This is a genomic window from Serratia sp. 121840015-1 (genome assembly GCF_053627655.1).
This window is the reverse complement of sequence record NZ_JBSEYF010000002.1, coordinates 175844-195659: the sequence shown is the minus strand read 5'-3', so window position 1 is coordinate 195659 and position 19816 is coordinate 175844. Positions and strand designations below refer to the sequence as shown.

General features: G+C 61.3%; 13 protein-coding genes. 9 read left to right on the top strand and 4 right to left on the bottom strand.

Features of this window, described 5'->3' with window-relative positions; all coding sequences use genetic code 11:
- Window positions 1-148: 148 nt before the first annotated feature.
- Both ridA and ACUXAC_RS14305 read left to right on the top strand, forming a co-directional pair.
- Entirely contained in the window at window positions 149-535 is a 387-nt protein-coding gene (ridA, locus tag ACUXAC_RS14310) for a 2-iminobutanoate/2-iminopropanoate deaminase (protein WP_004933379.1), read from the top strand.
- A 204-nt stretch (window positions 536-739) separates the two neighbouring features.
- Window positions 740-3718 carry a non-ribosomal peptide synthetase gene (locus tag ACUXAC_RS14305; protein ID WP_387442890.1) on the top strand — a complete coding sequence of 993 codons (2979 nt, stop codon included), beginning with the start codon at window positions 740-742 and terminating at the stop codon, window positions 3716-3718.
- A 36-nt stretch (window positions 3719-3754) separates the two neighbouring features.
- On the opposite strand, the gene ACUXAC_RS14300 is transcribed toward ACUXAC_RS14305, so the two are convergent.
- On the bottom strand, window positions 3755-6145 hold the full coding sequence (locus ACUXAC_RS14300; RefSeq protein ID WP_387442888.1) for a beta-N-acetylhexosaminidase: 2391 nt from the start codon (window positions 6143-6145) through the stop codon (window positions 3755-3757).
- A 211-nt stretch (window positions 6146-6356) separates the two neighbouring features.
- On the bottom strand, window positions 6357-9065 hold the full coding sequence (mgtA, locus tag ACUXAC_RS14295) for a magnesium-translocating P-type ATPase (protein ID WP_387442886.1): 2709 nt from the start codon (window positions 9063-9065) through the stop codon (window positions 6357-6359).
- 423 nt (window positions 9066-9488) lie between these two features.
- On the opposite strand from mgtA, the gene treR reads away from it, so the two are divergent.
- The 3 genes from treR (at window position 9489) to treC (ending at window position 13842) form a co-directional block, all read left to right on the top strand.
- Window positions 9489-10436, top strand: a complete 948-nt coding sequence (gene treR, locus ACUXAC_RS14290; protein WP_038879034.1) for a trehalose operon repressor TreR — start codon at window positions 9489-9491, stop codon at window positions 10434-10436.
- Between the two features lie 137 nt (window positions 10437-10573).
- The gene (gene treB / locus ACUXAC_RS14285) at window positions 10574-11989 is read left to right on the top strand and encodes a PTS trehalose transporter subunit IIBC (protein WP_019453304.1); all 1416 of its coding nucleotides are present in this window, start codon (window positions 10574-10576) and stop codon (window positions 11987-11989) included.
- 188 nt (window positions 11990-12177) lie between these two features.
- Window positions 12178-13842, top strand: coding sequence for an alpha,alpha-phosphotrehalase (gene treC / locus ACUXAC_RS14280; RefSeq protein WP_387442881.1), 1665 nt, complete (start codon window positions 12178-12180; stop codon window positions 13840-13842).
- A gap of 28 nt (window positions 13843-13870) precedes the next feature.
- Here the strand turns inward: treC and ACUXAC_RS14275 are convergent, their stop codons facing one another.
- A complete protein-coding gene (locus ACUXAC_RS14275) occupies window positions 13871-14395 on the bottom strand; it encodes an NAD(P)H-dependent oxidoreductase (protein WP_033652976.1) in 525 nt (174 codons plus the stop codon).
- Between the two features lie 106 nt (window positions 14396-14501).
- Here ACUXAC_RS14275 and ACUXAC_RS14270 point away from each other — a divergent pair, with 106 nt between their 5' ends.
- From ACUXAC_RS14270 to ACUXAC_RS14255, 4 genes are all read left to right on the top strand, one after another.
- A complete protein-coding gene (locus ACUXAC_RS14270; RefSeq protein WP_387442878.1) occupies window positions 14502-15416 on the top strand; it encodes a LysR family transcriptional regulator in 915 nt (304 codons plus the stop codon).
- Window positions 15417-15660: 244 nt separating this feature from the next.
- Window positions 15661-17799, top strand: coding sequence for an anaerobic ribonucleoside-triphosphate reductase (gene nrdD / locus ACUXAC_RS14265; RefSeq protein ID WP_225529146.1), 2139 nt, complete (start codon window positions 15661-15663; stop codon window positions 17797-17799).
- Between the two features lie 168 nt (window positions 17800-17967).
- Window positions 17968-18432 (top strand): anaerobic ribonucleoside-triphosphate reductase-activating protein, encoded by a 465-nt coding sequence (nrdG, locus tag ACUXAC_RS14260; protein ID WP_041037638.1) that lies wholly within the window; start codon window positions 17968-17970, stop codon window positions 18430-18432.
- 251 nt (window positions 18433-18683) lie between these two features.
- The gene (locus ACUXAC_RS14255; RefSeq protein WP_025305101.1) at window positions 18684-19268 is read left to right on the top strand and encodes a helix-turn-helix domain-containing protein; all 585 of its coding nucleotides are present in this window, start codon (window positions 18684-18686) and stop codon (window positions 19266-19268) included.
- A gap of 19 nt (window positions 19269-19287) precedes the next feature.
- On the opposite strand, the gene ACUXAC_RS14250 is transcribed toward ACUXAC_RS14255, so the two are convergent.
- Entirely contained in the window at window positions 19288-19731 is a 444-nt protein-coding gene (locus tag ACUXAC_RS14250) for an acetyltransferase (protein WP_060448237.1), read from the bottom strand.
- Window positions 19732-19816: the final 85 nt, after the last annotated feature.

The window sequence follows — 19816 nt, the reverse complement described above, 5'->3', positions numbered from 1 at the left end:
TTTTAGCGGGAGCGGCGCTGTTAATCTGCGCGTCACTCCCTATAATGGATGCCTGAAAATAACTCTACCCACGTTGCTACCCATCGAATTTCAAGCTGCGGCCGACCGCGCGGCGGCGTGAAAGACAACGGGTCTATCAGGAGAAAACATGTCACGTAACATCAGCACTGAACTCGCCCCGGCAGCCATTGGTCCTTACGTGCAGGGCGTTGATCTGGGCAGCATGATCATCACTTCCGGCCAGATCCCGGTCGATCCGAAAACCGGCGCCGTTGCCGACGACGTGGCCGCTCAGGCGCGCCAGTCGCTGGAAAACGTCAAAGCGATCGTCGAAGCCGCCGGCCTGATCGTTGCCGACATCGTGAAAACCACGGTGTTCGTGAAAGACCTGAACGACTTCGCCACCGTCAACGCCGCGTACGAAGCCTTCTTCACCGAGCACAGCGCGCCGTTCCCGGCCCGCTCCTGCGTGGAAGTGGCGCGTCTGCCGAAAGACGTGAAGATCGAAATCGAAGCCATCGCCGTGCGTCGTTAATCGACGCTCACGCGAATCACGGCCAGTGCAGACTGGCCGTTTTTATTGATAAGAATTTTATTAATTCAATTAATTTATAGCGATAGCGTAATATCGCTCACATTTACAATCCCACAATAAAAATACGCCTATAATTGTTTTTCACCCGGCCGGGTCATTGCTGTTTCATTTCGTTCACCCCGTGAATAATGACAGGAGATAACCATGGCACCTAGCGTATTGGATTATTTTATCCAACAAGTTTCCCGTTATCCGGAAAAACTTGCCGTCGTCGGCAATAATAAACACCTGACCTACCGTCAATTGGATGAAGCCAGCAGCGCACTGTGCGCGCTGTTGCTACGACGGGGCGTGGCGCCCGGCAGCTATGTGCCGCTCGTCACGCTGCGCACGCCGGAAATGCTGATCGGTATGTTGGCGATCGTCAAAGCCGGCGCAGGCTATATTCCCATCGATGCGCGTTACCCGGAAAAAAGAATACAGGATATCGTTACGCAAAGCGGTTCCCCTTTAATACTCGCCAGCAACGCGACAATTGCGTTATCGGAAGATAATTTCAGCGAAGACGTTATTTATATTGATAATATATCAATTTCGCCACAGGAAAATATAACGTTAATCTCTCCGCCTCCCGATGCCATCGTTTATCTCATTTTCACTTCAGGCACCACCGGCAAACCGAAAGGTGTGCTGATCGAACATCAGTCGCTGCTGAATTTAATTCTCTGGCATAACAAGCAATTCGCTATGGATGCCGAAAGTCGTTCTACGCTGATCGCCGGCTTGAGTTTCGACGTCGCGCAATGGGAGATCTGGTCGCCTCTGACCAGCGGCGGCACATTGTATCTGCCGCCGGAAGACGCTCGCCTGCAGCCGGAAGTGCTGCTGGTCTATTTTGCCGAACAGGGTATCACTCACGCCAGCCTGCCCGCAGTGCTGGTCGCCGACGTGGTCGGCGCGCCGCAGCCGGCCAATCTGGCGCTGCGGTATCTGTTCAGCTCGGGGGAAAAACTTCATCCGGTCGATCTGCGCGGCATCGATTATCCCTTGATCGATTACTACGGCCCGACAGAAGCCACCATATTCGTCACCTGCAACCGGGTGGCTTGCGCCACGCAAAATCCGCCCGCCAGCATTGGGCGGCCCATCGGCGATACCGAAATATTCATCCTCGATGACCGACTGCAGCCCGTGATCGGCGATCGCCCCGGCGAGCTGTATATCAGCGGTCGTTGCCTGGCACGCGGCTACCTGAACAATCCGGCATTGACGGCCGAACGCTTCATCACCCCGCCTCACTTCGCCGGGTTACGTCTGTATCGCAGCGGCGATCGGGCTCGTTGGCTGGCGGATGGCCGCATTCAATATCTGGGCCGTATCGACGATCAGGTCAAAATCCGCGGCAATCGTATTGAACTGGGTGAAATCGAAAACGCCATGTTGCAGGTTGCGGGCGTTCGTAAAGCGGTGGCCGCCGTGGCGATGGCAGATGATCCGCTGGGCAAGAAAATCGTGGCGTTTCTGATCGCGGAGAGTGACGGCGAAAGCGTGATCGCACGCGTCCGACAGAAACTGAAAGAAACGCTCCCCAGCGCATTTCTGCCCGCCGATTATCGTTTACTGCAACACATGCCGCTGAACAACAACGGCAAGATAGACAAAGCGGCTCTGTTGGCGCATTACCAACCGGTCAGCGCCGGCGTTGCGCAGCCGCTGACCGCCGACCAGCGCATCGTCGCCGATCTATGGCGCTCATTGCTGAAGGTGGAACGGCCCGCAACCGACGATGATTTTTTCTCGCTGGGCGGCCATTCGCTGTTGGCAGCCAAGCTGATGGCGGTACTGGCCAAGGCGTTTGCCGTCGAGACCTCGGTGCACGACATCTATGAATATCCCACTCTGGGTGCCCTGGCGCAGGCGCTGGCACAACGCAAAGACCGGCAACCGACACAGCGGCAAGGCGAAGCGCGCACCTTGCAGGATGATGTGTATTTGCCGCCGGATCTCGTCATCGATCCGACGTTCGATACGCGGCAAATCAGCGCACCGCGTGCCATTTTGCTGACCGGCGCCACCGGCTTCGTCGGCGCACATCTGTTGGCCGATTTGCTACGCACCACCGATGCCGAGCTGTACTGTCTGGTGCGCGACGGCGCCAAACTGCCGCCGAGACAGCGGCTGGAGGCGGTGCTGCAGCGCTACCGGATCGCGCTGAACGCCAGCCAGCACGCGCGCATTCATATGGTGCCTGGCAACGTCGCGGAACACGACTTTTCGCTGACGCCTGCGGCCTACAGGGCGTTAAGCCGAGATATCGACCTGGTTTACCATTCGGCCAGCGCGGTGAATTTTATCCAGCCTTACGCCTACATGAAGCGCGACAACGTGCAGGGCCTGCGGGAAATCATTCGCTTCGCGGCGCATAGCCGCACCAAGCCGCTGATGTTGCTGTCGACCATCTCCGTTTACAGCTGGGGGCATCTGCACACCGGCAAACGGGTGATGCGGGAAAACGACGATATCGACCAAAACCTGCCGGCGGTCAGCCGCGATATCGGCTACGTGCGCAGCAAATGGGTGATGGAGAAAATCGCCGATCTGGCGGCGAAGCAGGGCCTGCCGCTGATGACCTTCCGCCTGGGCTACGCCACCTGCCACAGCCGCACCGGCGTCAACGCCGATTACCAATGGTGGGGGCGGCTGGTGAAAACCTGCATCAGCAGCGGCACGGTACCGGATTTACGGGAGATGCGCGAAGGGTTAACCACGGTGGATTACATGACCCGGGCCATCGCCCACGTCTCTCGCAACCCGCAGGCGCTGGGGCAGAAATTCAACCTGATCCATCAAGGTGACAATAATCTGACGCTGCGTGAATTTTTCAGCCTGCTGGAGCGCGAGTTCGGTTATCGCTTTCGCCCTCTGCCCTTCGCACAGTGGCGGGCCCAATGGGAAAACGACAGCGACGCGCCGCTGTACCCGCTGCTCAGCCTGTTCAAGGATCCTATGGTGGACGAGCTATCGACGGTGGAACTCTATCAAGACACCTATCGGTGGGACTGCAGCAACCTGCAACGCTTCCTGCAGGGCAGCGGTATCGATGAGCCGCGCTTCACCCGCCAGCTGCTGCTGAATTACCTGCAGCACGCCATCGGGTATGCGCCGCTGTCGCTACGGGCGTAACAAGACCGGGGCTCAGCTCGTCGAGCCCCGTCACCCTCACTCCGTTTTAAGCCCGCGCAGCAGCGCCTCCAGCGGGTACACCGCCGCAATCACCACTTCGTCGCGCGTCTGCGCCGCCGCATCCAGCCGGCGCTGCGCTTGCTCGGCCTCGGCCCGGCTCAGCGGTTTGCCCTGCTGGTGGCGATCCAGCAGCGTTAAGCCCAGCGAGGCCAAGGCGCCGACGTCCTGCGCCACCGGCGCCAGATCGCGCAGCGTGCGGTTGCCCGCGATCGCCGTCTGCAATGCCGCGCCGTTCGCCTGCCAGCGCTGCAGCCGTTCGCGCAGCGCCTGCGCCGCCGCCTTATCGCGCTTATCCTTCAGCAAGGCCGCGACCTGGGCATGCATGTCGCGCACCGCGCTGCTCTCCGGCGGCAGCGCATCGGCAAAGCGGTTCAGCGGTTCGAACTGGTGATAGTTGCCGGCCTGGAACTTCAGGTGCTGGCGGGTGTAATACTGCGCCGGCTCCACCGCCTCGGCCAGGATCTGCAGCGGCAGGATCTGCACGCTGTTGCTCAGCCGGGTGAATTCGCGCGCCGTTTCCGCGTGCTGCTGCAGGCCGACCGACACCACCGACCAGGCGTCGATCGCCGCCAGCCGCCGGTACATGTTGCTTTCGTCGGTGACGTCCTGCGCCGACCACAGCCGCTCCGCCACCGCGAAGGCGCGCGGCCACAGCTTGAGATCGAGCAGCGGCGCGCGCACGTTTTCCGCCCATAGCGCCGCTTCGCCGCCGAGAATGTTGGCCTGCCCTTTCTCGTCCGGCACCACCGGCATCTTGCCCGCCGGCACCGCCGCCAGCTTGTCGCCGCGGGTGGGGTAACGCACGTTGCCGACCAGCGTATAGCCGCTGAGCTTGTCCTGCTGCAGCGTGAACACCGGCCGCGTGTCGCCCATCCAGGTATCGACGCGGAACGTCACCTGCTGCGGCGTGCGCCAGACGATGTCGTGCACCGCGCGGCGCGATTTGCCGTTGAAATCGATAAAGCCGCGCCAGCCCTGCTTGCCCTCGATCAGCGTGAAGCTGCCCTCCACCGCGCTGCCCTTCAGGCGCGGCATGCTGAAACGCCAGCTTTGCGCCTGTTCGCCGGGTTGCACCGCCGTCTCGACCCCCAGCGGCTGCGGCAGAATTTCATTGCGGTAGTGATAGGCAGTGCTTTGCGGCTGATCGAGGTAGAAACCGGTGGAAAGAATGCCCTGATAGCCGTCCTGCGCGCTGGTGCCCAGCGAGTCTTGCCCCTGCCAGGACTGAATGACGATCGAGCGCGGCAGCGACGGATGGTAGATCTCATCCCAGCCGACCATCTGCCGCTGGTGTTTCTCGAGGATCTTTTCCAGCTTCTGGTTGAAGTAGGCCTGCAGCGCATGGGTATCCGCCAGCCCGTTCTTCTGCATAAACGCCTGAATCGACGGCGACGCCCGCCACTGGCTGGCGTCCACCTCGTCGCCGCCGATGTGCAGATAAGGATCGGGGAAGATCGCCGCCAGCTCGCCGACGATCGTGTCGACAAACTGGTACACCTCGTCGCGGGTCGGATCGAGCGTCGGCTTATGCACGCCCCACTCGCGCTCCATGCGATATGGCCCCGGCGCGCTCATCAGGTCGGGATAGGCCACCGCGATGCTGGAGGCGTGCCCCGGCATGTCGATCTCCGGCACCACGCGAATGCCGCGCGCCGTGGCATAAGCCACCACCTGCCGCATCTGCTCGCGGGTGTAGAACTGGCCGTCGCTGGCCTGCTGTTGCAGTTTGGGATAATGCTCGGAGGCAAAGCGCCAGCCCTGATCGTCGGTCAGGTGCCAGTGGAACACGTTAAGCTTGGCCGCCGCCATGCCGTCGAGCTGGCGGATAATGTCCGGCAGCGGCAGGAAATGGCGCGCCGAATCCAACAAGACGCCGCGCCACGGGAAGCGCGGCACATCGCGGATATCCACCAGCGGCAGGAAGGTGTTTTGCCCGTCGGTCTGCAGCAGCTGCAGCAGGGTCTCCATGCCGCGCAGCGCGCCGAAGCGAGTGTTGGCGGTCAGCGTGGCGCCCTGCGGCGTGACCGCCAGCCGGTAACTTTCGTCGCTGCCCGGCAGCGGCTGCGCCGCCACCCGGTCCTTGATCACCACCTTGATCGCCGCGCCGTTCGCTTCTTCCATCGGCGCCAGCGTCCAGCCGGTCTGCAGTTCGATGCGCCGGCGCCAGCGCGGCAGCGCGTCGCCCAAGTCGTCACCCTGCAGCGTCAGGGACAAACGGTGATCCAAAACCAGCTTGCCCGCCGGTTGCGTCACTTCCACCTGCTGCGGCCAGGGCATCAGCGGCAGATCGCCGGCCGGCTGCGCCAGCGCGCCGCAAGAAAACCATAACGATGAAGCCAGTAGCGTATAACGGAAAGGTCTGTGCATCGGAAATTCCTCAGAGGAAAAAAACAAAATATCCCCAATGAATTTCAAACCACCGCTAGGCGATAAACAACAACGCGTTGGTTTGAAAGGCGCAGGGGAAAACAGCCAACGCTGTAGATAAAGACTTAGCACAGAACAGATGTCCAACCGTTACGGTGAAAAAGCGGACGGGATCACAGTTGCCCCCTCCCGGCCGGAGGGGGCGAACGGGTTATTGCCAGCCGTAGCGGCGCACGAACCAGCCTTTCACGCACTGGGTCAGCACCATGTAACCGGCGAGGATCAGCACCAGCCACGGGAAGTAGCCGAGAGGCAGCGCCTGCAGTTGCAGGAAGCCGGCCAGCGGCGAGAACACCAGGCCGATGCCGGTGGCGATCACCGCCAGCGTCATGATGCACAGCGGCCAGGACGGGCGGCTCTGGATAAACGGAATTTTGCGCGTGCGGATCATGTGCACAATCAGCGTTTGCGACAGCAGCCCTTCCACGAACCAGCCGGACTGGAACAGCGTCTGCATTTCCGGCGTGTTGGCCTTGAATACCCACCACATCAGGCAGAAGGTCAGCACGTCGAAGATCGAGCTGATCGGCCCGAAGAACACCATAAACCGCCCCAGATCGGCGGAGTTCCAGCGCTGCGGCTGGGTGATCTGATCGTCGTCGACGTTATCGAACGGGATGGCGATCTGCGAGATATCGTACATCAGGTTCTGAATCAACAGGTGCAGCGGCAACATCGGCAGGAACGGCAGGAAGGCGCTGGCGATCAGCACGCTGAACACGTTACCGAAGTTGGAGCTGGCGGTCATCTTGATGTATTTCAGCATGTTGGCGAAGGTACGGCGCCCTTCGATCACCCCCTGCTCCAGCACCATCAGGCTTTTTTCCAGCAGGATGATGTCCGCCGCTTCCTTGGCGATGTCCACCGCCGAATCGACGGAGATACCGATATCGGCCGCGCGCAGCGCCGGCGCGTCGTTGATGCCGTCGCCCATAAAGCCCACCACGTGCCCCTGGCGGCGCAGCAGTTTGACGATGCGCTCTTTGTGCAGCGGCGTCAGCTTGGCGAACACCGTGGTGCGCGCCGCCGCCTGCGCCAGCTGCTCGTCGTCCATCTGCTCGATCTCGCTGCCGCGCAGCAGGTGCTCGGCCGCCAGCCCGACGTCCCGGCACACTTTGGCGGCCACCAGCTCGTTGTCGCCGGTGAGGATCTTCACCGTGACGCCGTTCTGTTTCAGCGCCGCCAGCGCCGGCGCGGTGCTCTCCTTCGGCGGATCGAGGAAGGCGACGTAACCTTCGAGGATCAGGTCTGATTCGTCCGCCACGCCGTATTCGTGGGTTTGTGCCGGCAGGATCTTGTTGGCCACCGCCACCACCCGCAGCCCCTGTTGGTTGAGATCGTCGGTGATGCGGCGAATGCGCGCCAGCAGCGCCTCGCTGAGCGGGATCACCTCGTCTTCGTGGCGCACGTGGCTGCAAATCGCCAGCATCTCTTCCAGCGCGCCCTTGCACACCAGCTCGTGATACTCATTGTCTTTGGCCACCACCACCGACATGCGGCGGCGCACGAAGTCGAACGGGATTTCATCCACCTTGCGGTAGTGCTGCAGCGCTTCCGGCTGCTGATTTTGCTCCGCGCAGCTCAGCACCGCTACGTCGAGCAGGTTTTTCAGCCCGGTCTGGTAGAAGCTGTTCAGCCAGGCGTAGCGCAGCACCCGCTCGCTGCTGGCGCCGAACACGTCGGTATGGCGCTCCAGTACGATCTTGTCTTGGGTCAGGGTGCCGGTCTTGTCGGTGCACAAAATGTCCATGGCGCCGAAGTTCTGGATGGCGTCCAGGCGTTTGACGATCACCTTCTGGCGCGACAGTTTCACCGCCCCTTTGGCCAGCGTCGAGGTGACGATCATCGGCAGCATTTCCGGCGTCAGCCCGACCGCCACCGACAGCGCGAACAGCGCCGCCTCCCACCAGTCGCCCTTGGTGTAGCCGTTGATCAGCAGCACGATCGGCGTCATCACCAGCATAAAGCGGATCAGCAGCCAGCTGACCTTGCTGATGCCGCTCTGGAAGGCGTTCGGCTGCTCATCCTGGCTGGTGACGCGCTGCGCCAGCTGGCCGAAATAGGTGTTGCCGCCGGTGCCGATCACCATCGCCAGCGCGGTGCCGCTGACCACATTGGTGCCCATGAAGCACAGGTTCTGGCAGTCGAGCGGATCGGCCGCCAACGCCTGCGGCGCCGCGGATTTTTCCACCGGCAGCGATTCGCCGGTCAGCGCCGCCTGGCTGATGAACAGATCCTTGGCCGACAGCACGCGCAGATCCGCCGGGATCATGTCGCCGGCCGCCAGCTTGATGATATCGCCCGGCACCAGCTGCGCGATCGGCAGCTCTACGTGCTCGCTCCTGCCGGTGAGCGCATCGCTGCGGATCACCGTGGCGGTGTTGCTCACCATGGCCTTCAGCGCGTCGGCCGCCCGGTTGGAGCGCGCCTCCTGGATGAAGTTCAGCAGCGTGGAGATCACCACCATCAGCGCGATCACCAAGGCGCCGGTGAGATCCTCGGTGGCATAAGAAATCATGCCGAGCGCGGTCAGCAGCAGGTTGAACGGGTTGCGGTAGCAGTGCCAGAGGTGCTGCCACCAGGCCTCTTTCTGCTGATCGTCGATGACGTTCTCGCCGCAGCGCTGGCGCACCTGCTCCGCCTCATGGGCGGTGATGCCTTCCGGGTGGCTGTGGAAACGCTCAAACAGCTGCATCGTCTCTGCGGCGGCGCATTCCAGCCGCTGCTGCGCCAGGCCGGCCGGCATATCGCGCGCAGCGCCGCTGACGCTGTCCAGCAGGCTGTCGCGGCGCACCAAACGGCGCGGAAGGCCGCGGGCGAACAGGCCCAGCAGCTGACGGGGGAGTTTTTTCAGTTTCATGGTTCGCACCTCGTCGCCCGGTGCCTCACGGCAGCGGGTAAACGGGGATCGTCATCGGCCGGGCGGATGGCGGGCACGCCAAAAAGCCTCTGCCAATGCAGATCCTTATTCTTTTTTTCAGCAGCAGGAGCGAACGACGAAGCGCGCGCCACCGGTTACCGTGATGTACTTCACCGGTAAAACAGCAGCGCCAGGCGGAGAGGTTTTACCGGAGAACCGAGTGAGTGTCTAAAGCAGTCGGGTCGGGGTCCATATGGGGAATAACCTCCGGTAAAGGGAAAAACAGAGCGGCAGGAGCGGCCGTTCATCGCAATGTCACAATCCCGTTTTGCATCAAGATCCGCGTCGGAAAATGAGCTATGCTGACGGGCATTCATTATTGGCCGTCAATTTACGCCTTACAACCTAAACGACAAGTAAACCATGCAAAACCGGCTGACCATCAAGGACATCGCACGCCTGAGCGGCGTAGGCAAATCCACCGTCTCACGCGTGCTGAACAATGAAGGCAGCGTGAGCCCGCAAACCCGCGAACGGGTGGAAGCGGTGATCCGTCAGCAGGGGTTTACCCCCTCCAAGTCGGCGCGCGCCATGCGCGGCCAGAGCGACAAGGTAGTAGGCATCATCGTTTCCCGTCTCGATTCGCCGTCGGAAAACCAGGCGGTGCGCACCATGCTGCCGCTGCTGTATCAGCAGGGCTTCGACCCGATCGTGATGGAGAGCCAGTTCGAAACCCGCCTGGTGCAGGAGCACCTGCACGTGCTGCGCCAGCGCAACGTCGACGGGGTGATCCTGTTCGGCTTCACCGGCCTGACCGCGGCGATGCTCAAACCGTGGCAGGAAAAAATGGTGGTGATGGTGCGTGAATACGACGGCTTCTCGTCCGTCTGCTACGACGACGCCGGCGCGGTGAACCTGCTGATGGATCGCCTGCACCGGCAAGGGCACCGGCATATCGGCTATCTGGGGGTGCAGCTCAGCGATGCCACCACCGGCCAGCGCCGCTATCAGGCCTACCTCGACGCCTGTGAACGCCTCAAGCTCACGCCGCGCGCCACGCTGGGCGAGCTGAGCTACCAGAGCGGTTTCCAGCACGCCGCCGAGGTGATCGACTCGCACACCAGCGCGCTGATCTGCGCCTCCGACAGCATAGCCCTGGGGGCGATCAAATACCTGCAGCAGCAGCCGGCGCACGCCATTCAGGTGTGCGCCATCGGCAACACCCCGCTGCTCAGCTTCCTGTTCCCCGATACCCTGTCGGTCGAGTTCGGCTACGGCAGCGCCGGCCTGCTGGCGGCGCAGCAGCTGCTGGCGCAGCTCAGCGGCGAACAGGGGATCCGCCGCCTGGTGGTGCCCAGCAAACTTTCCTGACGATCTGCTTAGAAGTTGACCATTTTTTGTCATTTTGTGATCCTCGCCCCAAACCGGGAACGTTCCCATTTCATTCAAAAAGCCGAGTGGCTAAGCTTTGATCATTACTCAGTCAACACCTCTGCAGGTATCCCATAATGAGCAAAGTAAAACAGCAGGATATTGATCGCCTGATTGTTTTGGTCGGCGGCCGCGAGAACATCGCCACCGTCAGCCATTGCATTACCCGGCTGCGTTTCGTCCTCAATGACCCCAGCAAGGCCAGCCCCAAAGAAATCGAAGAGCTGCCGATGGTCAAAGGGTGCTTCACCAACGCCGGGCAGTTCCAGGTGGTGATCGGCACCGACGTCGGCGACTACTATCAGGCGCTGATCGCCAGCACCGGCGTCAACGAAGCCGACAAAGAACAGGCCAAGGTCGCCGCGCGCCAGAACATGACCTGGACCGAGCGCACCATCTCTCACTTCGCCGAGATCTTCTTCCCGCTGCTGCCGGCGCTGATCAGCGGCGGTCTGATCCTCGGCTTCCGCAACGTGATCGGCGACATCCCGATGTCCGGCGGCCAAACGCTGGCGCAGATGCACCCGGCGTGGAAAACCGTTTACGACTTCCTGTGGCTGCTGGGTGAAGCGATCTTCATGTTCCTGCCGGTGGCCATCTGCTGGTCGACGGTGAAAAAGATGGGCGGCACGCCGGTGCTCGGTATCGTGCTGGGCGTCACTCTGGTGTCGCCGCAGTTAATGAACTCCTACCTGCTCGGCCAGCAAACGCCGGAAGTGTGGAACTTCGGCTGGTTCGTGATCCAGAAAGTCGGCTATCAGGCGCAGGTGATCCCGTCGATCCTGGCAGGCATGGCGCTGGGCTGGATCGAAACCCGGCTGAAAAAGATCGTCCCCGACTATCTCTATCTGGTGGTGGTGCCGGTGGTTTCGCTGCTGCTGGCGGTGTTCCTGGCGCACGCGCTGATCGGGCCGTTCGGCCGCATGATCGGCGACGGCGTCGCCTGGGCGGTGAAAGCGGTGATGACCGGCAGCTTCGCCCCGGTGGGCGCCGCGCTGTTCGGCTTCCTGTATGCACCGCTGGTGATCACCGGCGTGCACCAGACCACGCTGGCCATCGACATGCAGATGATCCAGAGCATGGGCGGCACCCCGGTATGGCCGCTGATTGCGCTGTCCAACATCGCGCAGGCCTCGGCGGTGCTCGGCATCATCATCATCAGCCGCAAGGCCAACGAGCGTGAAATTTCGGTGCCGGCGGCGATCTCCGCCTACCTCGGCGTGACCGAACCGGCGATGTACGGCATCAACCTCAAATACCGCTTCCCGATGCTGTGCGCGATGATCGGCTCCGCGATCGCAGGCCTTATCTGCGGCCTGGACGGCGTGATGGCCAACGGCATCGGCGTCGGCGGCCTGCCGGGCATCCTGTCTATCAAGCCGCAGTTCTGGCTGATTTACTCGCTGGCGATTCTGGTGGCGATCGTCATCCCGCTGGTGCTGACCATCATGGTCTACAAACGCAAGGCCGCCCGCGGCGAGCTGCCGGTTTAATTGACGCAAAATGAATGTAGGGGCTGGAAATACCCTATAGCTTTCGAGCTGCAGCTAGGCGGCAAGGGTGCAAATCCCCAGGAGCTTACTCAAGTAAGTGACTGGGGTGCAGCGCCAGCAGCCAACAACGCTGCGGTTTGAAAGATGAAGGGTACAGGCCCGTTGTCACGATTCAAAGGTATTGAACTATGAGCAACCCAACCCCCTGGTGGCAGAACGGCGTCATCTACCAAATTTATCCGAAGAGTTTTCAGGACAGCACCGGCAACGGCTACGGCGATTTGGCCGGCGTGACGCGGCGGCTGGACTATCTGCAGGAGCTGGGCGTCGACGCCATCTGGCTGACGCCGGTCTACGTATCGCCGCAGGTGGACAACGGCTATGACGTGGCGGACTACTGCGCCATCGATCCGGCTTACGGCAGCATGGCGGACTTCGAGCAGCTGGTCGCCGCCGCCCACCGGCGCGGCATCCGCATCGTGATGGATATGGTGTTCAACCACACCTCGACCGAGCACCCGTGGTTCAAGGCCGCGCAGGATCGCCACAGCCCGTATCGTCAGTTCTACGTCTGGCGCGACGGCGAAGGCGATACGCCGCCGAACAACTGGCGCTCCAAGTTCGGCGGCAACGCCTGGCAATGGCACGCCGACAGCGGCCAGTACTACCTGCACCTGTTCGCCGCCGAGCAGGCTGATCTCAACTGGGAACACCCACCGGTGCGCGAAGAGCTGAAGAAAGTGTGTCAGTTCTGGGCGGACAAAGGCGTCGATGGCCTGCGCCTCGACGTGATCAATCTGGTGTCCAAACAGCAGGATTTCCCGTCCGACAGCCAGGGCGACGGCCGACGCTTCTATACCGACGGCCCACGCATCCACGAATTCCTGCAGGAGATGAGCCGCGAGGTGTTTCAGCCGCGCGGCCTGATGACGGTGGGTGAGATGTCTTCCACCACGCTTGAGCATTGCCAGCAGTACGCGGCGCAGAGCGGCGAAGAGCTGTCGATGACCTTCAACTTCCACCACCTGAAAGTGGACTACGCCAACGGCGAAAAATGGACGCGGGCGGCGCCGGATTACGTGGAGTTAAAGCAGATCTTCCGCCACTGGCAGCAAGGGATGCATAACCGCGCCTGGAACGCGCTGTTCTGGTGTAACCACGATCAGCCGCGCATCGCGTCGCGCTTCGGCGATGAAGGCGCACTGCGGGTGCCGGCCGCCAAAATGCTGGCGATGGTGCTGCACGGCATGCAGGGCACGCCTTATATCTACCAGGGTGAAGAGATCGGCATGACCAACCCCGGCTTCCGCGCCATCGAGCAGTACCGCGACGTGGAAAGCCTGAACATGTACGCCGAACTGAGCGCCCAGGGCCGCAGCGACGCCGAACTGCTGGCGATCCTGGCGGACAAATCGCGCGACAACGGCCGCACGCCGATGCAGTGGAGCGCCGCGCCGCACGCCGGTTTCACCACCGGCACGCCGTGGATCGGCTGCGCCGAGAACTACCCGCAGATCAACGCCGACGCGGCGCTGGCCGATCTCGACTCGGTGTTTTACGCCTACCGCCAGCTGATCATCCTGCGCAAGCAGTATCCGCTGCTGACCCACGGCGACTATCAGGATCTGGCGCCGGATCACCCGGCGCTGTGGTGCTATCAGCGCAGCTGGAACGGCCAGCGCCTGCTGGTGGTGGCCAACCTGAGCCGCGAACCGCTGGCCTGGGCGGCAGAAGGCGTGGAAGCCTCCGCGCAATGGCGCCCGCTGATGAGCAACTACAGCGACTCGGCGGATCAGCCGCAGGCGCTGACGCTGCGGCCGTTCGAAGCGGTGTGGTGGCTGCTCGAAGACTGACCCCGCAGGGCGCGGCGAGCGCTGCGCCCTACAATGTCCCCATCAGCGCCACCACCCCGGCGGCGGCTTGCGCCAACTGCTCATCGCTCATGTCGCTCACGCCCTGCACCAAGTGCGGCGGCAGATAATCCATGCCGGTCAGGTTAGCCAGCGCGTGGAACGGCAGCAGCAGATCCTGCACCGGATAGCGGTTGTAGCCTGCCGGCGTGTAGGCCTGCGCGTTGCCGCCGGTGCTCACCACCAACTGCAGCGGCTTGCCGTGCAGTTTGGTGCCCTCGCTGCCGTAGGCGAAACCATAAGTTAATACCGCGTCCTGCCATTCGCGCAGGATCGCCGGCGAGCTGTACCAGAAAAACGGGAACATCATCACCACCGCATCGTGGCTTTCCAGCAGCTCCTGTTCGCGCGCCACGTCGATTCGGTAATCCGGGTAAGCGCGGATCAGCTCGTGCACGGTCACGTTAGGCAGCGGGCGCACGGCCTCGATCAGCGCCTGGTTGATGCGCGACTCGTCGGGGGTGCGGTGGGCGGTTAACACTAAAATGCGTGACATAAAGGATTCCTTGAACGTAAAGAAGATGAGGCATTTTTCCATTTCTGCCGCTTCGGGTGTAGGCTGTTCAAGGTCACTTCAATTTCAACCGAAAGTATCAACCACTATGTCGCTGCCCTTTGACGTGCACCGCCTGCTGCCGGCCTTCCTCGCCGCCGCGCAGGCGCAAAATTTCTCCGCCGCCGCCCGCCAGCTGGGCGTCACGCCGGCGGCGGTCAGCAAAAATATCCGCGCGCTGGAAGAGAAGCTGGCGCTGCGGCTGTTTCAGCGCAACACCCACAACGTGCTGCTGACCGACGAGGGCAAAGCGCTGCTGGCGCAGGTGGCGCCGCTGTGGCAGGCATTGGCGGCGACGCTGGAAAGCGCCGGCGGCGAACGGCAGGCGCCGGCCGGGGTGGTGCGCGTCACAATGATCCCCGGCTTCGGCCGCCAGATGCTGATGCCGTTGATCCCGCAATTTCTGGCGCGCTACCCGCAGATCGATCTCGATCTGTCGCTGGACGCCCGGGTGGTGAATCTGGTGGGCGAAGGCTTCGACGTCGGCATCGGCAGCCGGGTCGATCCCGACAGCCGGCTGGTGGCCCGCCCGCTCTACCCGATGCATATGGTGCTGGCGGCGTCGCCCGACTATCTGGCGCGGCGCGGTGAACCGCAAACGCCGCACGATCTGCTGCGGCACGACTGCCTGCTGCACCGCAACCCGGCCAACGGCCGCCACGTCAAATGGCAGCTGCGCCATCAGGGTGAAACCCTGGCGCTGGATCTGAACGGCCGGCTGGTGGTCAGCCGCCCGGAGATGTTGCTGGATGCGGCGCTGGCCGGGCTGGGCATCGTCAACCTGGCGCGCTGGTATCTCGACAAACACTTCGAACAGGGCACGCTGCGGCCGGTGCTGGCGGAATGCTGGCCGCGCCCGGTACAGCTGTGGCTCTATTACGCTTCGGCGGATCTGCCGCCGCGGGTGCGCGTCTGGGTCGATTTTCTGCTGGCGCATTTTCGCGATCGGCCAGTGAACGATTGACGACTGTTCAGCTTGCGCACGCTCTTCCGTTTTCCTTGTTCTACATCAAAAGAATCTCGCCAATATCTATATATAGTGCATTAAGAATTGCGAACACCTATATATAGTAGTTATCCACAAAATCATCCACACGCCGCCACAGCCCTTGCGCGCTGCGGCTTTGCCCTGTGGATAAGCGAAATTTGACGGTTGCTCGCCACGCCAGGCGGGTATGAACGCTCCCTCGGGGAACAAGGAGTACAACGTGAAACCAGTAGTGATTAAGCGGGACGGTTGCCAGGTACCTTTTGACGAAGCGCGCATCGCGCAGGCCATCGAGCGCGCCGCGCTGGCGGTGGGCGTGGTCGACGCCAACTACTGCGCCACCGTCGCCCGCGTGGTCGCTCAGCGCATGGAGCAGCAGCCGCGCGTCGATATCCACGAGATCCAGCAGGCGGTGGAAAACCAGCTGATGGCCGGCGAGTACAAACAGCTGGCGCGCGCCTATATCGAATACCGCCACGATCGCGACGTGGCGCGCGAGCTGCGCGGCCGCCTGAACCAGGAAATTCGCGGCCTGGTCGAGCAGAGCAACCGCGCGCTGCTGAACGAAAACGCCAACAAGGACAGCAAGGTGATCCCCACCCAGCGCGACCTGCTGGCGGGCATCGTCGCCAAACACTACGCCAAGCAGCACATCCTGCCACGCGACGTGGTGCTGGCCCATGAACGCGGCGAAATTCACTATCACGATCTCGACTACTCGCCGTTCTTCCCGATGTTCAACTGCATGCTGATCGATCTGAAAGGCATGCTGACCAACGGCTTCAAGATGGGCAACGCCGAAATCGAGCCGCCGAAGTCGATCTCCACCGCCACCGCCGTGACCGCGCAGATCATCGCCCAGGTCGCCAGCCATATTTATGGCGGCACCACCATCAACCGCATCGATGAAATTCTGGCGCCGTTCGTCGACGAGAGCTTCCGCAAACACCTGCAGGTGGCGGAAGAATGGCAGATCCCGGACGCCAAAGGCTATGCCATGGCGCGCACCGAGAAAGAGTGTTACGACGCCTTCCAGTCGCTGGAGTACGAGGTCAACACCCTGCACACCGCCAACGGCCAGACGCCGTTCGTCACCTTCGGCTTCGGCCTTGGCACCAGCTGGGAGTCGCGCCTGATCCAGCGCTCGATCCTGAAAAACCGCATCGCCGGGCTGGGCAAAAACCGCAAGACCGCCGTGTTCCCCAAGCTGGTGTTCGCCATCCGCGACGGCCTCAACCACCAGTACGGCGATCCGAACTACGACATCAAGCAGCTGGCGCTGGAGTGCGCCAGCAAGCGCATGTACCCGGATATCCTCAACTACGATCAGGTGGTGAAGGTCACCGGCTCGTTCAAAACGCCGATGGGCTGCCGCAGCTTCCTCGGCACCTACGAGCAGGACGGCGAACTGGTGCACGACGGCCGCAACAACATCGGCGTCATCAGCCTCAACCTGCCGCGCATCGCGCTGGAGGCGATGGGCGATGAGTCGCGCTTCTGGACGCTGCTGGATCAGCGCCTGCAGCTGGCGAAAAAGGCCCTGATGACGCGCATCGCCCGGCTGGAAGGCATCAAGGCGCGGGTGGCACCAATCTTGTACATGGAAGGCGCCTGCGGCGTGCGGCTCAAGGCCGACGACAACATCGCCGATATCTTCAAGAACGGCCGCGCCTCGATTTCGCTGGGCTACATCGGCCTGCACGAGACCATCAACGCGCTGTTCGGCGGCGAAAACCACGTGTATGACGACGAAGCGCTGCGCGCCAAAGCGGTGGCGATCGTCGCGCGCCTGCGCGCCGCCGTCGACGCCTGGAAAGACGAGACCGGCTACGGCTTCAGCCTCTACAGCACGCCGAGCGAGAACCTGTGCGATCGCTTCTGCCGGCTGGACACCGCCGATTTCGGCGTGGTGCCGGGCGTCACCGACAAGGGCTATTACACCAACAGCTTCCACCTCGACGTGGAGAAGAAGGTCAATCCGTACGACAAGCTGGACTTCGAAGCGCCCTACCCGCCGTTGGCCAGCGGCGGCTTCATCTGCTACGGCGAGTACCCGAACCTGCAGCACAACCTGAAGGCGCTGGAAGACGTGTGGGACTACAGCTACAGCCGGGTGCCTTACTACGGCACCAACACGCCGATCGACGAGTGCTACGAATGCGGCTTCACCGGTGAATTCTCCTGCACCAGCAAAGGCTTCACCTGCCCGAAATGCGGCAACCACGACTCGGCCAAAGTCTCGGTCACCCGCCGGGTGTGCGGCTACCTCGGTAGCCCCGATGCCCGGCCGTTCAACGCCGGCAAGCAGGAAGAGGTGAAACGCCGGGTGAAACACCTCGGCAACGGGCAGCTCGGCTGAGAAACGCCACGCAGCCTATGCAGAAGCCTGTTCATCAGGCGTGATTGTCGCAGCCGGTTTGCCTTCGGCCAGCGCGCACCAACCGCAGCGTACACGCAGTACGTGAGGATTGGGAGCACTGCCCGGAGGCAAAATGGCCAGTAAAATAGCCTGATGGGCAGACCTCACATGAATTATCACCAGTATTACCCAATCGATGTGGTCAACGGCCCCGGCACCCGCTGCACGCTGTTTGTCGCCGGCTGCGTGCACCAATGCCCCGGCTGCTACAACAAAAGCACCTGGCGGCTCAACTCCGGCCAGCCGTTTACCCCGGCGCTGGAAGACCGCATCATCGCCGATCTGAACGATACGCGCGTGCCGCGCCAGGGGCTGTCGCTCTCCGGCGGCGATCCGCTGCACCCGGCCAACGTGCCGAGCATATTGCAGTTGGTGAAACGGGTGCGCGCCGAATGCCCCGGCAAGGATATCTGGCTGTGGACCGGCTACCGGCTGGCGGAGCTGGACGCGCAGCAAATGCAGGTGGTGGACAGAATCAACGTGCTGATCGACGGCAAGTTCGTGCAGGATTTGAAAGACCCGGCGCTGATTTGGCGCGGCAGCAGCAACCAGGTGGTGCATAGGTTGCGTTGAGCCCGCAACACACATATCGATAGGTATTCATCCAAACTCGACCTGACGCATCGGCAGCATAGAGTCATCTGACAGGCGGCTCTGTGCCAAGAGCGGATGTTAGGGTTGCAAACCTTGCTCTAATGATGCCGTAGGTTCTACAGAGGTTATGATTGACTGAGAGGGCGACTGATTTTTTAAACTTGCAAAATCAGTGATTTCAGCCTCATTGCGGTAATGGCATAATCAGGCTGGCGAAAGTGAGGGTGAGAATGGATAAAACATCTAAAAATCAGATAGTAGACAGCGACATTGCGCGTTTATTGCTTAAACATAGAAAGGCACGCAACTGGACGGTAGCAGAGCTTGCCCAACGGTCGGGCGTCAGTCAGGCCATGATCAGCAAGGTTGAACGAGGGGCCTCCAGTCCCAGCGCCACGATCCTCGGCCGTTTAGCCAACGCGATGAATATCACGCTATCAAAACTTTTCGCAGAGCTTGAGCAACACCAGAACTCACTGGTGCTCTTTGCTCATCAGCAGCAGCATTGGACAGATGAAAAATCGGGCATTACCCGCTGGTCTCTGTCCCCAGCGGGCGCATGTCCCGAACTTATCAAAGTTGAAATTCCTGCTCTGGGTCAACTTACGATACCCGCTTCCGCCAGTGAGCATCTTTCCGGCCAAACGCTGTGGGTGTTGAGTGGCAGCCTTGATTTTCGGGTCAATAATCAAACCCATCATTTACGCGCCGGCGACTGTTTTGCCCTGACCTTTGCCAGCGAGTACCAAATGAGCAATCCCGACAGTGAGCAGGGTTGTGCATACGTCGTTGCTTTTAGCCAAAAAAATCAATAAGGCGCCACTGCCACGACGGCTACACTCCCGCCGATCGGCTTAGGTGCAATAGGGGATAGGCCCTGCCTTGATTATCCAACTCGGAACGCCCTGAAACTTCAAAGCCCATATGTTGATAAAACCCGACGGCCTGTTGGTTTTGTTCATTCACATCGACGCTTAAATCAGGATGAAGCGCCAGCGCATGTGATATCAACTGCTTTCCGACGCCACGTCCGCGAGCTGCAGCATCGACAAAAAGCGCCTCCAGATGACCATCGTGTAAAAACATAAATCCCAGCGGATGGTCTTCCCGATCGGCGGCAACCCACACGGGGGTTTCAGAAAAAAAACCGACAACCTCTTTTTCGATCTCTTGTCGATCGTGCGCAGTGAGAAAGTCGTGCGTAGCATCTACAGAATTTTTCCAGATTTGTATAATTTCTGACGCTTCAGATGGACGTGACATTCTGATTTTTAACATTCTTCTACCTTACCGTGGTCATTACTGGGTGTATTTACACACAAAATTAGTCCACGCAAATTTACTATAGTGAATTTAAATTCAC

Coding starts and splice junctions, on each gene's coding strand:
- ACUXAC_RS14300 (WP_387442888.1), bottom strand. CDS start 6,145: ATGCACAGACCTTTCCGTTATACGCTACTGGCTTCATCGTTATGGTTT.
- ACUXAC_RS14255 (WP_025305101.1), top strand. CDS start 18,684: ATGGATAAAACATCTAAAAATCAGATAGTAGACAGCGACATTGCGCGT.
- ACUXAC_RS14270 (WP_387442878.1), top strand. CDS start 14,502: ATGTCGCTGCCCTTTGACGTGCACCGCCTGCTGCCGGCCTTCCTCGCC.
- treR (WP_038879034.1), top strand. CDS start 9,489: ATGCAAAACCGGCTGACCATCAAGGACATCGCACGCCTGAGCGGCGTA.
- ACUXAC_RS14250 (WP_060448237.1), bottom strand. CDS start 19,731: ATGTTAAAAATCAGAATGTCACGTCCATCTGAAGCGTCAGAAATTATA.
- mgtA (WP_387442886.1), bottom strand. CDS start 9,065: ATGAAACTGAAAAAACTCCCCCGTCAGCTGCTGGGCCTGTTCGCCCGC.
- treB (WP_019453304.1), top strand. CDS start 10,574: ATGAGCAAAGTAAAACAGCAGGATATTGATCGCCTGATTGTTTTGGTC.
- nrdG (WP_041037638.1), top strand. CDS start 17,968: ATGAATTATCACCAGTATTACCCAATCGATGTGGTCAACGGCCCCGGC.
- ridA (WP_004933379.1), top strand. CDS start 149: ATGTCACGTAACATCAGCACTGAACTCGCCCCGGCAGCCATTGGTCCT.
- ACUXAC_RS14275 (WP_033652976.1), bottom strand. CDS start 14,395: ATGTCACGCATTTTAGTGTTAACCGCCCACCGCACCCCCGACGAGTCG.
- treC (WP_387442881.1), top strand. CDS start 12,178: ATGAGCAACCCAACCCCCTGGTGGCAGAACGGCGTCATCTACCAAATT.
- ACUXAC_RS14305 (WP_387442890.1), top strand. CDS start 740: ATGGCACCTAGCGTATTGGATTATTTTATCCAACAAGTTTCCCGTTAT.